Here is a 15,018-nt window from a genome sequence, read left to right as displayed (position 1 = left end):
CGATTTCGCCGCCGGGAAGGCCACAGAGTTTGTAGGATCTGTGAACGCTCTGTGAGCAAGTCGCTGGTCTGTACCACTTGAACTGCACTGTTGCCCTGTTACACGATTCATTTCCGTGTCCCTGCAACCGGCAGCCCGGCATGGAGCGTCTATGCGGTCGCCCATCAAGGTGCCGTAAATATCGGGGCATTGGGGAAGAGCGAGTACGCATGAGGGCATTTGTCGCACTGTCAAAAACGGTGTCGTACGCGTACAACCCTGACGGGGGGAAGCGTGTCCAACTGGCGTGGCAGAGGTTCTCGACATCAGCGCGATTCCGGTGCGCGGCGCAGTGGTCCGTCCGCTCCGGCGGCGGCCGGCCGGCGGCATGCCGGTGATCGCCCCCATGCCGACCGCGCGCCCCACCCGCGTCCCGTCCCAGCCGACGTCGGCCCGCGAGGGCACTGACGACGCCATGGCCGCAGGGACCACCGTCGACCACCTCACCGAGACCTACCGCGCGCACTACCGCTCGCTGCTCGGGCTCGCCGCGCTGCTGCTCGACGACACGGCCTCCTGCGAGGACGTCGTCCAGGAGGCCTTCATCCGCGTCCACTCGGCCCGCTCGCGCGTGCGCGAACCCGAGAAGACGCTCGCCTATCTGCGCCAGACCGTCGTCAACCTGTCCCGCTCGGCCCTGCGCCGCCGCATCCTCGGGCTCAAGCTGCTCTCCAAGCCGATGCCCGACATGGCGAGCGCCGAGGAGGGGGCGTACGACCAGCTGGAGCGGGACGCGCTGATCAAGGCCATGCGCGGCCTCCAGCGCCGCCAGCGCGAGGTCCTCGTGCTGCGGTACTTCGCGGACATGACCGAGTCCCAGGTCGCCGAGACGCTGGGGATATCCCTGGGCTCGGTGAAGGCGTACGGCTCACGCGGCATCGCCGCACTCCGGATAGCCATGGAGGCACCGGTATGAGCGCCAAGTGGAATGCGGGATTCGGAGACAGGGAGGACCGGCGGGGAGACGGCGAGCAGCGCGGTGACCACCGCGGCCGCCGGGACGACACTGCGTACGGCACGGACAGTCCGTACGGCACGGCCGGGGCCCGGGGGGAACACGGGCACCACGGTGAGCACGGCGACAGCGGCCACGGCCGCCGCCACGGGGAGAGCACAAACGGGCCCGACCGCCCTCTGGACGACCGGACTGGAAACGCGATTGTGAACGACCCCTTCCCACCTGGCCTGACCCCGGACGAGGACGCGCTGCGCCGGCTGCTGCACGGCGCGGTGGACGGCATGGAGCCGTCCGAGGGAGCCCTGGACCAGCTGCGCCGGGCCGTCCCCGCCCGCCAGGCCCGCAAGCGGCACGCGATGGTCGGCGCGGCCGCCGCGGCGCTGCTCATCGGCACCGCGGTCCCCGCGTTCCTGCACGTCGCCAACACGGGCGCGGCCTCCGAGGACCGGCCCACCATCGCCGGGCACGGCCAGCAGGCCCACGGCGGCACCGGTACCGCGCCGGGTGTGGAGGACGGTGACCGGGGGGCCGACAGGCCCTCCGGCCGGACCCCCCGCACCCCGGCGCCGACCGGGACGGTGAAGCCCGTGGAGCCCGGACGGACCGCCGTCGGCGGCACCGTGGGCGGCGAGACCGGGCCCCCCGGCGGGCCCGTGGTCGCCGACTCGCCGGTCTGCGACGCGACCGAACTCGGCGTGAAGTCCGCCCGGATCAGCAAGCCCGACGCCGACGGCAAGGTCTACGGCACGTTCCGCGTCGCCAACGTCTCGCAGAAGCTCTGCCAGGTCAGCGGGGCCGGCAAGGTCGACTTCCAGGCGCTGGGCGCCGCCGACGCCTCCCGGATCACCGTCGTGGACCACTCCACCGGCGACCCGGCGGCCCGGCTGCCCGACCCCTCGCTCGAAGCCACCGGTCTGGTGCTCAAGCCGTCGGCCGCGTACGAGGTCAAGTTCGCCTGGGTGCCGTCCGAGACCTGTCCCAAGCCGCAGCCCTCGCCCGACCCCTCGCCGTCGACGGTCAGCGGAGGCAGCGGCGGGGCGACCGGCAGCACCGGGACCGGTACGGCATCGACGGGCGCCGAACCCCAGCTCGGCGCCGCCGACCCGGCGACGCCCGCCACCCCGACGGACGGCAAGGTCGCGGTGACCCACGTCGCCGAGCCCGGCGCGCCGACCGCCGAGGCGACCATCCCCAACGCCTGCGCCGGAACGATCTACCGCACGGGCGTCCTGCCGGCTCCGGCCCCGGCTCCGGCAACACCCTGACGGCTCCTCATCCGGAGGGGGAGGAGCAGGGGGAGCGGGGGCGTCACCATGCGTTCCCGCTCCCACCGCAGTTGCCCAGGGGCGCGGGGAACCGCGCGCTCAGCTCCCACCGGCCCGCAGCCGAAACGCAGCCGAATCCGACTCAACCCGTACCGCTCGGCTCGGGCGCCAGCCCCAGCTCCGCGTCCTCCGCCGCCTCGGCCTCGCGCCGCAGCAGCCGGAACCACATGAACACCACGAACCCGGCGAAGACGAACCACTCGCCGGTGTAGCCGAGGTTCTGGAACGCCTTCAGGTCCAGGCCGGTGTTCTGCGGCTTGGCGGCCGGCACCGCCGTCATCCCCGAGTCGGCGTCGGTGAGCGTGATCCACGCGTCGTACACCTCGTACGGCACGAGATTGACCAGCGACGCCGCGCTGATCATCCCGAGCTGGCCCCGGGGGAGCCCGCCCGAGGCGTTCACCCCGTCCGTCCCGGGCGTCTCGGAGGCCTGGAGCGCACCGGCGACGCTGACCTCACCGGTGGGCGGGGCGGGCGCCGGGCGGCCCTTCGGCAGCCAGCCGCGCACCACGGGCAGCGCCTTGCCGCCGTCGGTACGCAGCAGGGTCAGCACATACGAGCCGCTGCGGCCGTCCACCCGGCGGTCCGGCACCAGGAACTGCTCCCCGTACTGCCCGGTCGCGCTCGCCGTGCGGCCCGACGTCTTCTGGTCGACGGGCAGCAGCTCGCGCAGCGGCGCGGCCTTCTGCTCGGCCGGGTCGGGCCGCTCGTCGGCCGCGTTGTGCGACTGCACGCGGTCCTCGAAGCGGCCGAGCTGCCAGGACCCCATGAACACGCAGAAGGGGATGGCCAGCACGACGAAGACGTTGATCCCCCACCAGCGGGGCGTCAGCAGGAACCGGTACACACCACCACGGTACGGAATCCCTCCGGGGGGCCGGGGCGCGGGGTGCCCGCCCGTCTCTTCCTATGGGGCCAGGTGCCTCCCCGCGAACTCCAGCTCCAGCCGCACCTGCTTGATCCGCTCCTCCACCACCAGCGAGCCGTGCCCCGCGTCGTACCGGTACACCTCGTGCACCGCGCCCCGGGCGGCCAGGCGGTCCACGTAGTTCTCGACCTGGCGGATCGGGCAGCGCGGGTCGTTGACGCCCGCCGAGATGTAGACGGGGGCCTTCACCGCGTCCACGTACGTCAGCGGCGACGATGCCTCGAAGCGCTCCGGCACCTCCTCCGGTGTGCCGCCGAGCAGCGTGCGGTCCATCGCCTTCAGCGCTTCCATCTCGTCGTGGTACGCCGTCACATAGTCCGCGACCGGCACCACCGCGATCCCCAGCGACCACGCGTCCGGCTGGGTGCCGAGGCCCAGCAGGGTCAGATAGCCGCCCCAGGAGGCGCCCGAGAGGACCAGCCTGGACGGGTCGGCGAGGCCGGACGAGACCGCCCACTCCCGGACCGCCGCCACGTCCTCCAGCTCGATGAGCCCGACCCGGTGCTTGAGCGCGTCCGTCCACTCCCTGCCGTACCCCGTGGAGCCGCGGTAGTTGACGCGCACCACCGCGTACCCGTGGTCCAGCCAGGCCGCCGGGCCCGCCGCGAAGGCGTCGCTGTCGTGCCAGGTCGGGCCGCCGTGGAGCTCGAAGACGGTCGGGAACGGGCCCGCCCCGGCCGGCCGCTGCACCAGCGCGTGGATCCGGCCGCCGGGCCCCTCCACCCACGCGTCCTCCACCGGGACCGAGCCGGGCGCCTTCATGCCCGGAGGGTCGAGGACGACCGCGCCCGTGGTGGAGCGCACCTCGGAGGGGCGCGCCGCCGACGACCACAGGTACTCCACGGTCCCGTCGGGCCGGGCCGTGGCGCCCGAGACGGAACCGGCCGGGGTCTCCACCTCGACCAGCTCGGCCGCCGCCAGGTCGTACCGGAACAGCTCGCTGCGGGCCTCGAAGCTGTGGACGACGAGCAGCGCCGAGCCGTCCGGATACCACTCCGCCACCACGTCGCCCGGCAGTTCGAGCGCGAGCTCGGTCTCCGCGCCCGACGCCACGTCCCACACCATCGGCTCCCAGCGGCCCCGGCGCTGGTGCGCGATCAGCAGCCGGGTGTCGCCGGGCAGCGGCGCGAAGCCGAGCACTTCGAGGCCGAGCTCCTCGGCGCCGCCCTTGGTGTCGTCGAGCTCGGCGGCCGTGGAGCCGTCGAGCCGGACCACGCGCAGCGCCGAGTGCATCGCGTCGCCGTGCTCGGTGTGCTCCAGGGCGATCAGCGTCCCGTCGTACGAGAGGTCGCCGACGCCCGCCGACTCGCGGTGCCGGTAGATCTCCACCGGCGCGGCCCCGGGTCGCACCACGTGGACCGTCGTGCCGTCCTCGTCGGTGGAGCGGCCGACCACCGCCGTGCCGTCCCGGCCGAGCGCGAGGCCCGCCGGGTAGGACGGCTCAAGGCCCGGCACGGCGGGCTCGTCGTCGCCCCCGCCGAACGGCTGGCGCATCCACACGCCGAACTCGTCCCCGTCGGTGTCGCTGAACCACCAGATCCACTCGCCGTCCGGCGTCAGCACCCCGTCCGTCGTCCCGTTCGGCCGGTCCGTCGCCTGGCGCTGGGCGCCGGTCGCCCGGTCCCATGCGTACAGCTCGTACGTCCCCGTCGCGTTCGACACGAACAGCGAGCGGTCCGGGGCGTCCTCCGCCCAGTCGGGGAGCCCGACCCGGGGCGCCCTGAACCGCTTCTCCCACTCCGGCATCTCGTTCATGGACCCCATCATGCGCCGCCCCGCCGACAACCCGCCCCCACCGTCCGCAGCCTGTGGACAACTCGGGGCGTGTACATGCCGAACGGTCCCGCAGGGCTACGGGCGGGGGGCGTCCGACTCGTCCTTCAGTGCCCGCGTCTCGCTCTTGAGGATCCGCAGCGACTTGCCCAGGGCCCGGGCCGTGTCGGGCAGCTTCTTGGAGCCGAAGAGCAGGATCAGCACCACGGCGACGATCAGCAGATGCCAGGGCTCCAGACCATTGCGCAGGAACATCCCGTCGTCCTTCCCTCTCGGCTTCTCTCTCAGCAAGACTTGCTACATTGCGCAACTGTACAACTAATCGGACACGGACAGGGCGTACGGATGGCAGGCAGCCACAAGGCGGGACACGCGCGCGGCGGAAGCCGGAAGGGCGCCGCCGGTGCGCCCCCGGCCCGGCGGCGCAGACGCAGTCGGCTGCGCCTGGTGCTCGCCCTGCTGGTGTCCCTGCTCGTCCTCGCCGTGGCCGGGGCCGGCTGGCTCTACCTCCAGCTCAACGGCGACATCCGCACCTTCGACGACGGCGGGGTCTCCGGCGACCGCCCGGCCGCCTCGGCCAAGGGCCAGAACGTCCTGGTCATCGGCTCGGACTCACGGGCGGGCGACAACGAGCGGTACGGCCACGGCGACGGTGACATCGGCCGCTCGGACACCGCGTTCCTGATGCACGTCCACGCCGACCACCAGCACGCCACGGCCGTCTCCATACCCCGCGACACCCTGGTCGACGTGCCGCCCTGCCGACTCCCGGACGGCACGTGGACCAAGACCCAGCACAACGTGATGTTCAACTCGGCGTTCTCCGTGGGCGACACCGCCAAGGGCAACCCGGCCTGCACCCAGAACACCGTCGAGAAGCTGACCGGGCTGCGCGTCGACCACACCGTGGTCGTCGACTTCGCGGGCTTCGCCAAGATGACCGAGGCCGTCGGCGGCGTCCAGGTCTGCGTGCCCAAGGACATCTACCAGGGCGACCTCAACCCCAACCTCCACGCGCGCGGGGAGCGGCTGTTCACCAAGGGCGTCCAAGGGGTCTCCGGCCAGAAGGCGCTCGACTACGTACGCATCCGGCACGGCATAGGCGACGGCTCGGACATCGGCCGCATCCAGCGCCAGCAGGCGTTCATCGCCAGCCTCATGAAGAAGGTCAAGTCGCGGGGCCTCAGCCCGACCACCCTCTTCCCGCTCGCCAAGGCCGCGACCGCCTCCATGACGGTCGACCCGGGCCTCGGCTCGGCCGACAAGCTGATCTCCTTCGCCCTGTCGATGAAGAGCATCGACCTGCACAACACCAAGTTCGTCACCCTGCCCTGGCGGTACGAGGGCGCGCGCGTGGCGATAGTGAAGCCGCAGGCCGACGCGCTCTTCGCGGCCCTGCGCGCGGACCGGACCGTGGACGGCGAGGACGCGGGCGGCAAACAGGAGCAGGCACAGGCAGCCTCCCCGAGTACGCGCCCGAGTCCGAGCGCCCCGCCCTCGGGCGCCGGGGTGTCCGTCGCCGTCTACAACGGCACCACCACCAAGGGCCTGGCCGCCCGCGCGGCCGACTCCCTCAAGGCGGGCGGCTACACGGTCACCGGCACGGCGACCGCCGCCACCCAGGACTTCGTCCACACCGTCATCGAGTACGGGCCCGGCTCCCGCGCCCACGCCGACGCACTCGCCCAGCGCTTCCCCGGCGCGCTGCTGCGCCCGACCAAGGCGACCGGGCTCAGCGTCACCCTGGGGTCGAAGTACGCCGACGCCCCCTCGGACAACGCCCCCGCCGCCGTCCCCTCCGAGGTCGCGGACAAGGCCCGCTCGGCGGACGACAACATCTGCTCCGGCCTCTCGTACGGGTAGAGCGCCACCACGAGCACCGCCACGGGCATCATCACGGCGCATCACCACCACGGATCACCACCACGGATCACCCCCATTGGAAAGGCAAAGCCGTTCGTTCGCCGTACTCCCGCACCTCACAACTCGTTCATATTCGGCTCATAGCTTCGCCGCCATGAGATCCATGGGACACAAGCGCCGCAAGGCGCTGACGGTGGTGGCGCTGGCCTCCGCCGTCGCGGCGGGCAGCGCCGTCACGGCCAACTCCGCCCCGCAGCACGACGCCCGCCCGTTCCCGGGCCACGGCCAGGAGATACACAACGTCATCTACCTGCTCGGCGACGGCATGGGCCGCACCCATGTCACCGCCGGCCGCGAGCGCTACTACGGCGCCCAGGGCAAGCTGAACATGGAGCGCCTGCCCTACACGGGCGCGGTCGCCACGTACGCCGTTGAGAAGGGCACCGACCAGCCCGCGCTGGTCACCGACTCGGCGAGCTCCGCCACCGCGTGGTCGTCCGGCGTGAAGACGTACAACGCCGCGCTCGGCGTGGACGCGTACGAGAAGCGCCGCGTCACGCTGATGGAGCAGGCCAAGAAGGCCGGCTTCGCCACCGGCAACGTCTCGACCGCCGAGGTCACCGACGCCACCCCCGGCGCCCAGTTCAGCCACGTGCTGCTGCGCGGCTGCCAGGGACCGGTCTACTCGGACGCGGCCTGCCTGCCGAAGAACGCGGACGGCTCGTACGAGAAGGCCCCCGAGGACAAGACGCTGATCACCCCGGTCGCCGAGCAGATCGCCCGCAACGGCACCGCCGACGTCGTCCTCGGCGGCGGCCTCGCCCGTTTCGAGCCGGACGACCAGAAGGCCCTCCAGGCCCAGGGCTACCAGGTGCTCGGCAGCTTCGGCGACCCGAGCCTGCCCGCGCAGACCGCCGCCAGCCAGAAGGTCGCCACCAAGGCCGACCTCGACGGCGTCAAGGGCAAGAAGGTCGTCGGCCTCTTCAACCGCGGCAACCTGACCGTCGAGCAGGCCAAGGCCGGGCTCCCGGCGGACGCCCCGCAGAAGCAGGAGCCGACCCTCTCCGACATGGCGAAGAAGTCGATCGACCTGCTCAACGGCCGGTCCAAGAAGGGCTTCTTCCTCCAGATCGAGGGCGCCCAGATCGACAAGCGCTCGCACGCCAACGACGCCGCTCAGACGCTCGCCGAGGTCAAGGCGTTCGATGACGCGGTCAAGGCCGCGTACGACTTCGCCAAGAAGGACGGGCACACGCTGGTCATCGTGACCGCTGACCACGAGTGCGCGGGCTTCAACATCATCGAGAAGGGCACGTACACCAACGCCGAGGCCGTCGCGCCCCCGGCCAACACGGACGCGGGCAACCCGGCGAACAACTCGACGACGTCGCGCGACAAGTCGGGTGCCAAGGACCCGGCCCGCTCGTCCGGCATCCTCAACGGCGCCGGTGCCGGCGACGTCAAGAACTTCGGCCCGGCGACGTTCCGTACGCCCGACGACGCGGCCGGCGTCAAGGACGGCACCCCCGAGGCGAGCCTCTGGCTGACCTACCTCTCCGGCAACCACACCGGCGCCGACGTGCCGATCTACGCCTACGGGCCGGGCGCCGAGAAGTTCGCGGCGAGCCAGATCAACACCGAGCTGTACGGCAAGATGTACCGCTCGCTGTTCGGCCGGGCGCCGCGCGGCTGACGCGACGGGGCCGTCGGGTGAGCGACGTTTCACGTGAAACGCGAGCTGCTCCACGCGAGCTGTTCCACACGAGCCGTTTCACGTGAAATATCGCCCCAACGACCCGCTACCGCACGGCGGTTGACCGCCGTGGCCAGCTTGACCAGGGGCCGGGGGTCACCCTCTCCCGGCCCCGCACCCGCCGATTCAGGAGTACGCAGTGAACCGCTCGATCCGTCTGGCCGCTCTCGCCCTGACCGCCCTGGCCCTCACCACGGCCTGCGGAGGCTCCGGCGGCGACAAGGCCGACGCCGGGCAGCGGCCCGCGCAGGCCGAGCAGGCGGCGGCCCCGGCCGTCACCTTCCCCGCGCCGAGCGGCGCCCCGGCGCCCGCCGCGACCCTCGCCAAGGTTCCCGCGAAGGGCGAAGTGCGGCTGGAACAGGGCCCGTTCACGGACCGGGTGCACGTCACCAAGCTTGCGCTCTCCGAGGGGAAGCCCTCGGTATCCGGTCACTTCGCCATCACCTCCGACGTGAGCGACGTGCTCGCGCTCGAACTGCGCGCCGCGTTCTACGACGAGCGCGGCCACCTCGTCGGCACCGGCTCCTTCCAGTACGCCGAGGAGGGCGAGGCGGGCGAGGCCGCCCACGGCACCGCCGGGCACGCCGGACCCCGCGCGGAGGGCGCGGGCATCGACTTCACCGCCGTACCGAAGACCCCGCTGACGGGGAAGGCGGCGAGCGCGGTGCTGTCCGTGCCGGTGCTGGTCAACGAGTAGCGGTCAACTATCAGTTGGAGGCGACGCGTTGGCGTGGCCTCTCACGCCAGCCGCCGCGCCAGTGCCCGTCCCGCCGCCCGGCCCGAGAAGATGCAGCCGCCGAGGAACGTGCCCTCCAGCGCGTTGTAGCCGTGCACCCCGCCGCCGCCGAACCCGGCGACCTCACCGGCCGCGTACAGCCCCTCGAACGGGGTCCCGTCCGGCCGTACGACCTGCGAATCGAGCGTCGTCTCCAGGCCGCCGAGCGTCTTGCGCGTCAGCACGTGCAGCCGTACGGCGATGAGCGGCCCGTGCGCCGGGTCCAGCAGCCGGTGCGGCTTGGCAACCCGGGTGATGCGGTCCGGCCAGTACGCGCGCGCGTTGCGCATCGACATGACCTGGAAGTCCTTGCCGTACCCGTTGTCGATCTCGCGGTCGCGGGCCCGGATCTCCCGCTCCACCTGGTCGAGTTCGAGCTTGGGGCCGGGGGAGATCGCGTTCATGCCGTCGACCAGGTCGCGCAGGGAGCGGCGCACGACGAAGTCCTCGCCGTGGTCGAGGAACGCCTGCACGGGGCCGGGCGCGCCCTTGCGCACCCGTGACAGGACCAGCTTCAGGTCCTTGCCGGTGATGTCGGGGTTCTGCTCCGAGCCGGAGAGCGCGAACTCCTTCTCCACGATGGAACGCGTCAGCACGAACCAGGTGTGGTCATGGCCGGTCCCCACGATGTGCTTGAGCGTGCCGAGGGTGTCGTGACCGGGGAAGAGCGGCGCGGGCAGCCGCCGCCCGGTCGCGTCCAGCCAAAGGGACGACGGGCCCGGGATGATCCGGATGCCGTGGCCGGGCCAGATCGGGTCCCAGTTCTTCAGGCCCTCGGTGTAGTGCCACATGCGGTCGCGGTTGACGATCGAACCGCCCGCGTTCTCGGTGATCCCCAGCATCCGCCCGTCGACGTACGCGGGCACCCCGGTCACCATCGAGCGCGGCGCGGGCCCCATCCGCTCGACCGGCCAGTTCCTGCGGACCAGGTCGTGGTCGCCGCCGATGCCGCCGGAGGTGACCACGACGGCCTGCGCCCGCAGCTCGAACTCGCCCCGCGCCTCCCGAGAGGAGGCCACACCGCGCGGCTCCGACGAGGGCACCAGGACGCTTCCGCGCACCCCGACCGCCGCCCCGCCCTCGACGATCAGGTCGTCGACGCGATGGCGGTACTTGAAGGTGACCAGCCCGCGCGCGGCGGCCGCCAGGACCGGCTCGCGGAAGACCCGGACGACCTCGGGCCCGGTCCCCCAGGTCAGATGGAAGCGGGGCACCGAGTTGCCGTGCCCGCCCGCGGTGCCCGCGCCGCGCTCGGCCCACCCGACGGTCGCCGTCACCTTCAGCCCGAGCCCGTACAGATAGCTCCGCTTCTCCCCGGCGGCGAAGTTGACGTACGCCTTCGCCCACTGGCGCGGCCAGTGGTCCTCGCGCTCGCGGTCGAAGGCGGCCGAACCCATCCAGTCGGCGAGCGCCAGGTCGTACGAGTCCTTGATGCCCATCCGGCGCTGCTCGGGGCTGTTCACGAAGAACAGGCCGCCCAGCGACCAGAAGGCCTGGCCGCCGAGGTTGGCCTCGTTCTCCTGGTCGACGACGAGCACCTTGCGGCCCGCGCGGACGAGTTCGTACGTGGCGACGAGCCCGGCGAGCCCGGCTCCCACGACGATGACATCGGCGTCGTCACTCACGGCGGTCTCCTGGGGGTAGGTGTTAGGAGGTTGCGGTGCTGTAGGCGTGGAGTACGTGCAGGAAGAGCGCTTCGCGGCGGGCGAGGGCGGCCTCGCTGCCGGGGTCGAGCAGGACCTGGACGGCGGTGCCGTCGTGGACGGCGACCAGCGCCTGTCCGAGCGCGTCCTCGTCGGTCACCCGGCGCCCGGTGCGCCCGAGCGCCTCGACGACCGCGGGCAGCACGGCGTCCTGGATCGCCCGCTCCCGGGCGGCCATCACCCGCCGCAGGGCGGGGTTGCGCAGGGCGTGCGCGGTGAACTCGGCGGTGACCCGGTACCAGGCGTCGTCCACCGGGATGGCCCGCAGCGCGGCCCGTACCGCGTCCTCGGGCGCGGCCGCCGACACCTCGTCGAGGGCGGCCCGCACGTCCGCGAGCAGGCGGGTCGAGCGCTCCTCCCACATGGCGAGGAACAGCTCGTCGAGCGAGGTGAAGTTCGAGTAGAAGGCGCCGCGGGTGTATCCGGCCCGCTCGCAGATCTGCTCGACGGTGGACCGGCCGAACCCCTCCTCGGCGAACACGTCGAGCGCGGAGTCGAGCAGCCGCCGCCGGGTACGGGCGCGGCGCGTGGTGACGCGCTTGGGCGGGGTGGCGGTGGTCATGGGCTCCCTCTCGTGGATACGTGAACGTATCCGATGCACGAATGTATCGACAAGGCCTCTGACCTGGTTGTTCGCCTCGCCCAGGCGAGGTGACTGATATGCGCCCCCCTCTCGCCGGGCCTCTTCGGCCCTATTCGGCCGCGTCGGCCTTTGTCGAGATTGAGTCCTGTACAGGCCGGGGTCCCCGCAGCAGGGTTCTCCCCGGCGGACGGATGACGGCTGACAGATGACAGCTGACAGATAACGGCTGACAACGGACAGATGGGGAGTGGGAACCATGGGCGACTCGCTCGGCGCGGCAGGGGCGCAGGACCCCGGGCCCGAGGGCGCGGGCTTCGCGTACCACCCGGTCGAGCGGGAGCTGATCGTGGTCGCCCGCCCCGAGCTCGTGCAGGACGGCTCGCCGATCTCCGAGGCGCCCCCCGGATCGTCCGCCCTGGACATGTTCCTGATGGACCAACAGCTGGCTCTGGAGCCGCTGTTCGGCAGTGAGGCCCGGGTGCGTGAGGCGCTGGCGCTGCTCCCCCGGCGCGGCGTCGACGTACCCGACCTCACGCTCTTCCACCGCGTACGCGGTGGTGAGGACCGCCTGGAGGAGCTCGCCTCCCGGCTCGCGGGCCTGCCCGGGATCGACACGGCGTATGTGAAGCCGAGCGCGCTCCCGGCGACCGGCCCCTTCGGCGCGAAGGGCGACGGGGACGAGCGCGCCGACGAAGGGCGGCGCGAGAAGGAGGGGGCCGCCACCCCCGACTTCAGCGGCCGCCAGGGCTATCTGGGGCCCGCGCCGCACGGTGTCGACGCGGCCTGGGCGTGGCTCCAGGCGGGCGGCTCCGGCGAGGGCGTGAGCATCGTCGACGTCGAGGCGGCGTGGCAGCTCGGCCACCGCGACCTCGGTCCCAAGCTCGCCGGGATCGTCGCGGGCACCCCCGTCGAGGACCTGGCCTGGCGCAACCACGGCACCGGCGTGCTCGGGGTGCTGGGCGGCAGCCGCACCGGCAGCGGCACGCTCGGCATCGTCCCGGAGGCGGTCCTCGCGGTCGCGTCGATCCACGGCATCGGCACGGCCCGGGCCATCACCGGCGCCGCCGACCGCCTCACCCCCGGCGACATCCTGCTGGTCCCGCTGCACCGCCCCGGCCCGCGCTTCGGCTACGCGGCCGACGACGACCAGCGCGGACACATCCCGCTGGAGTGGTGGCCCGACGACTACGCGGCCGTACGGTACGCGACGGCGCGCGGCGTGGTGGTCGTCGAGGCGGCCGGCAACGGCGCGGAGAGCCTGGACGACGCGCTGTACGAGGCGCGCCCGGACGGCTTCCCGGCGTGGTGGCGCAACCCGTTCGACCCGGCGGCCCCCTCCTCCGGCGCGATCGTGGTCGGCGCGGGCGCCCCGCCCCCGGGCACGCACGGCCGCGACCACGGCCCGGACCGCTCCCGCCTGGGCTTCTCCAACTTCGGTACGCGGGTGGACGCCCAGGGCTGGGGCCACGAGGTCACCACGGCGGGCGGCTTCTGGAACCGGCCGGGCGAGCTCCAGGGCGGGCAGTCGGAGGACACCTGGTACACGGACGCGTTCTCCGGCACGTCACCGGCGGCCGCGCAGGTCGCGGGCGTGCTGGCCGCGCTCCAGGGGATGCTGCGCACGGCGGGTCTGGCCCCGCTGGCGCCCGAGCCCCTGCGCGAGCTCCTGCGCCGCACCGGCTCGCCCCAGGGGGAGGCGCCGGGCCGCCCGTCCTCGCAGCGCATCGGCACCCGCCCGGACCTGCGCGCCGCGGTGGCCCACCTCGTACCGCGCCGCATCACGGAGGGCCTGGCGGAACGCTTCTGGGACGACCTGCTGCCCGACCCGCCCGACCGGGACCACAGCACGCGCCTGCGTCTGTACGTGAACGGGGCGTGGCGCACCCTCACCGACCCCGAGCCGCACGTACGCCTGGCGGTCCACACCGCCTTCGCGGGCGGCCGCCACGCCGTACGCGTCCGGTACACCGATGACGACGAGGTCGTGGGCGTGACGGTGACGGGCGAGCGGTGAACCCTCAACACGACGGCCTCCACCCCAACACGACGAAAGGGGAACAGAGATGACGTCCTTCGTACCGCAGCAGTTCGACCAGGGCACGGGTCAGGGGATGGGCCAGGGGATGGGGCAGGGGCAGGGAATGCCCCAGGGCCAGGGTTTCGGCCAGGGAATCGGCCAAGGTCAGGGCCAGGGCGTCCCGCAGCACCTCCAGCAGCAGCTGCACCAGCTGGGTCAGCAGCAGCCGTTCCAGTCGCTGCTCCAGCAGTTCGGCCAGCAGCCGGGCGGCCAGCCGCAGGCACAGCCCCAGCAACAGTCCCAGCTCCAGTCCCAGCCCCAGTTCCAGGGCCAGCCCCAGTACTTCGTCGCGTACGCCACAGCCGTACAGGCCCCGATCGCCCCGTTCCCGGGGATCGAGGCGGCCATGACGCTGGTGGTCAACGGCCGCCAGGTGCGGCTGCCGCACCCGAGCCAGTTCGTGATCGAGCGGGTCCTGAGCGCGTTCCGCCACGGCCAGTTCGTACGGGTCGCGTACGACGACCGGATGACGGTGAAGGGGATCGAGATAGAGGCGTCGAGGCCGATGCAGTAGCAGTCCGACCAACGAGGAGGGGCCCGGGCCACGAGAGGGTGGTCCGGGCCCGACGGCTTCGGAGGGTGGGTCAGGGCAGCAGATGGACGTCGTAGAAGAACTGATACCGCGACGGATCGTCAGGGAGGAACCAGTGGAGGCCTTCCAGCAGGAAGACGGCGACGAGGTTCACCGCGATGACGAGCGCGACGAAGGCGAGAACGCACCGCCCGACGGCCCGCAGCGGTGAGGCGGGGAGCACGCGGTCGGCGGTGACGGGCGCGAAGGCGAGGACGACCCCGACGGCGAGGACCGACGCCACGAACAGGACCCAGGCCCAGACGTACAGATGCAGTCCGAGGACGGGGCTGCCGTACCCCTTGTCGCCGGGCAGGATGTGCAGCATGGTCTGCCGCCACGAGGTGAACCCGCCGCCCACACAGGCGACGAGCGCGAGCCCCCACCCGGTCATGTAGTCGCTCCCGGACATCCGCCCGGTCATCCCCTGCCGTACGACGTACGCGGCCCCGAGCGCGGCCAGCAGCATGAACATCCGCTGCACCATGCAGAGCGGGCAGGGATAGTCCCAGTCGCCGAACTGCACGGCGAGCCCGCCGCATACGACCCCGGTCCACCCGACGGCGAAGAGACAGGCGAACCAATACTGCACCTGCCCCAGCACCCCGCGCCGCTCGTCGATCGCGACGGCCACGGGAGAAGTGCTGGGCGTACCACCGCTGTCGTCCAT

13 protein-coding genes are annotated in these 15,018 nt (G+C 72.4%); 7 read left to right on the top strand and 6 right to left on the bottom strand.

The window, feature by feature from the left end; translation table 11 throughout:
• Positions 1 to 286 precede the first annotated feature (286 nt).
• Together BX283_RS20355 and BX283_RS40680 are read left to right on the top strand one after the other, a co-directional pair.
• Positions 287 to 955, top strand: coding sequence for a SigE family RNA polymerase sigma factor (locus BX283_RS20355; protein ID WP_101388993.1), 669 nt, complete (start codon positions 287 to 289; stop codon positions 953 to 955).
• 245 nt (positions 956 to 1,200) lie between these two features.
• Positions 1,201 to 2,262 carry a hypothetical protein gene (locus BX283_RS40680; RefSeq protein WP_218976523.1) on the top strand — a complete coding sequence of 354 codons (1,062 nt, stop codon included), beginning with the start codon at positions 1,201 to 1,203 and terminating at the stop codon, positions 2,260 to 2,262.
• A 142-nt stretch (positions 2,263 to 2,404) separates the two neighbouring features.
• Here the strand turns inward: BX283_RS40680 and BX283_RS20345 are convergent, their stop codons facing one another.
• From BX283_RS20345 to tatA, 3 genes are all read right to left on the bottom strand, one after another.
• Positions 2,405 to 3,169: an SURF1 family protein gene (locus tag BX283_RS20345; RefSeq protein WP_101388992.1), complete on the bottom strand. Its 765-nt coding sequence runs from the start codon at positions 3,167 to 3,169 to the stop codon at positions 2,405 to 2,407.
• Between the two features lie 60 nt (positions 3,170 to 3,229).
• Positions 3,230 to 4,996: a prolyl oligopeptidase family serine peptidase gene (locus tag BX283_RS20340; RefSeq protein WP_180357468.1), complete on the bottom strand. Its 1,767-nt coding sequence runs from the start codon at positions 4,994 to 4,996 to the stop codon at positions 3,230 to 3,232.
• A 105-nt stretch (positions 4,997 to 5,101) separates the two neighbouring features.
• Entirely contained in the window at positions 5,102 to 5,278 is a 177-nt protein-coding gene (tatA, locus tag BX283_RS20335; protein ID WP_101388990.1) for a Sec-independent protein translocase subunit TatA, read from the bottom strand.
• A 90-nt stretch (positions 5,279 to 5,368) separates the two neighbouring features.
• Here tatA and BX283_RS20330 point away from each other — a divergent pair, with 90 nt between their 5' ends.
• The 3 genes from BX283_RS20330 (at position 5,369) to BX283_RS20320 (ending at position 9,336) form a co-directional block, all read left to right on the top strand.
• A complete protein-coding gene (locus BX283_RS20330; protein WP_101388989.1) occupies positions 5,369 to 6,886 on the top strand; it encodes an LCP family protein in 1,518 nt (505 codons plus the stop codon).
• A 154-nt stretch (positions 6,887 to 7,040) separates the two neighbouring features.
• The gene (locus BX283_RS20325) at positions 7,041 to 8,579 is read left to right on the top strand and encodes an alkaline phosphatase (RefSeq protein ID WP_218976522.1); all 1,539 of its coding nucleotides are present in this window, start codon (positions 7,041 to 7,043) and stop codon (positions 8,577 to 8,579) included.
• 199 nt (positions 8,580 to 8,778) lie between these two features.
• Positions 8,779 to 9,336, top strand: a complete 558-nt coding sequence (locus BX283_RS20320) for a hypothetical protein (RefSeq protein WP_101388987.1) — start codon at positions 8,779 to 8,781, stop codon at positions 9,334 to 9,336.
• Positions 9,337 to 9,377: 41 nt separating this feature from the next.
• On the opposite strand, the gene BX283_RS20315 is transcribed toward BX283_RS20320, so the two are convergent.
• Positions 9,378 to 11,039, bottom strand: a complete 1,662-nt coding sequence (locus tag BX283_RS20315) for an FAD-binding dehydrogenase (RefSeq protein ID WP_101388986.1) — start codon at positions 11,037 to 11,039, stop codon at positions 9,378 to 9,380.
• Between the two features lie 22 nt (positions 11,040 to 11,061).
• Positions 11,062 to 11,679, bottom strand: a complete 618-nt coding sequence (locus BX283_RS20310; RefSeq protein WP_101388985.1) for a TetR/AcrR family transcriptional regulator — start codon at positions 11,677 to 11,679, stop codon at positions 11,062 to 11,064.
• Positions 11,680 to 11,956: 277 nt separating this feature from the next.
• On the opposite strand from BX283_RS20310, the gene BX283_RS20305 reads away from it, so the two are divergent.
• Both BX283_RS20305 and BX283_RS20300 read left to right on the top strand, forming a co-directional pair.
• Positions 11,957 to 13,714, top strand: coding sequence for a S8 family serine peptidase (locus BX283_RS20305; RefSeq protein ID WP_101388984.1), 1,758 nt, complete (start codon positions 11,957 to 11,959; stop codon positions 13,712 to 13,714).
• A 49-nt stretch (positions 13,715 to 13,763) separates the two neighbouring features.
• Entirely contained in the window at positions 13,764 to 14,291 is a 528-nt protein-coding gene (locus BX283_RS20300; protein ID WP_101388983.1) for a hypothetical protein, read from the top strand.
• 70 nt (positions 14,292 to 14,361) lie between these two features.
• Here BX283_RS20300 and BX283_RS20295 read toward each other — a convergent pair whose 3' ends face one another.
• The gene (locus BX283_RS20295) at positions 14,362 to 15,018 is read right to left on the bottom strand and encodes a disulfide bond formation protein B (protein WP_101388982.1); all 657 of its coding nucleotides are present in this window, start codon (positions 15,016 to 15,018) and stop codon (positions 14,362 to 14,364) included.

This window comes from Streptomyces sp. TLI_146 (genome assembly GCF_002846415.1).
Classification (GTDB): Bacteria; Actinomycetota; Actinomycetes; order Streptomycetales; family Streptomycetaceae; genus Streptomyces.
The sequence above is the reverse complement of the archived record's forward strand: the minus strand, read 5'-3'. Positions and strand labels throughout refer to the sequence as shown.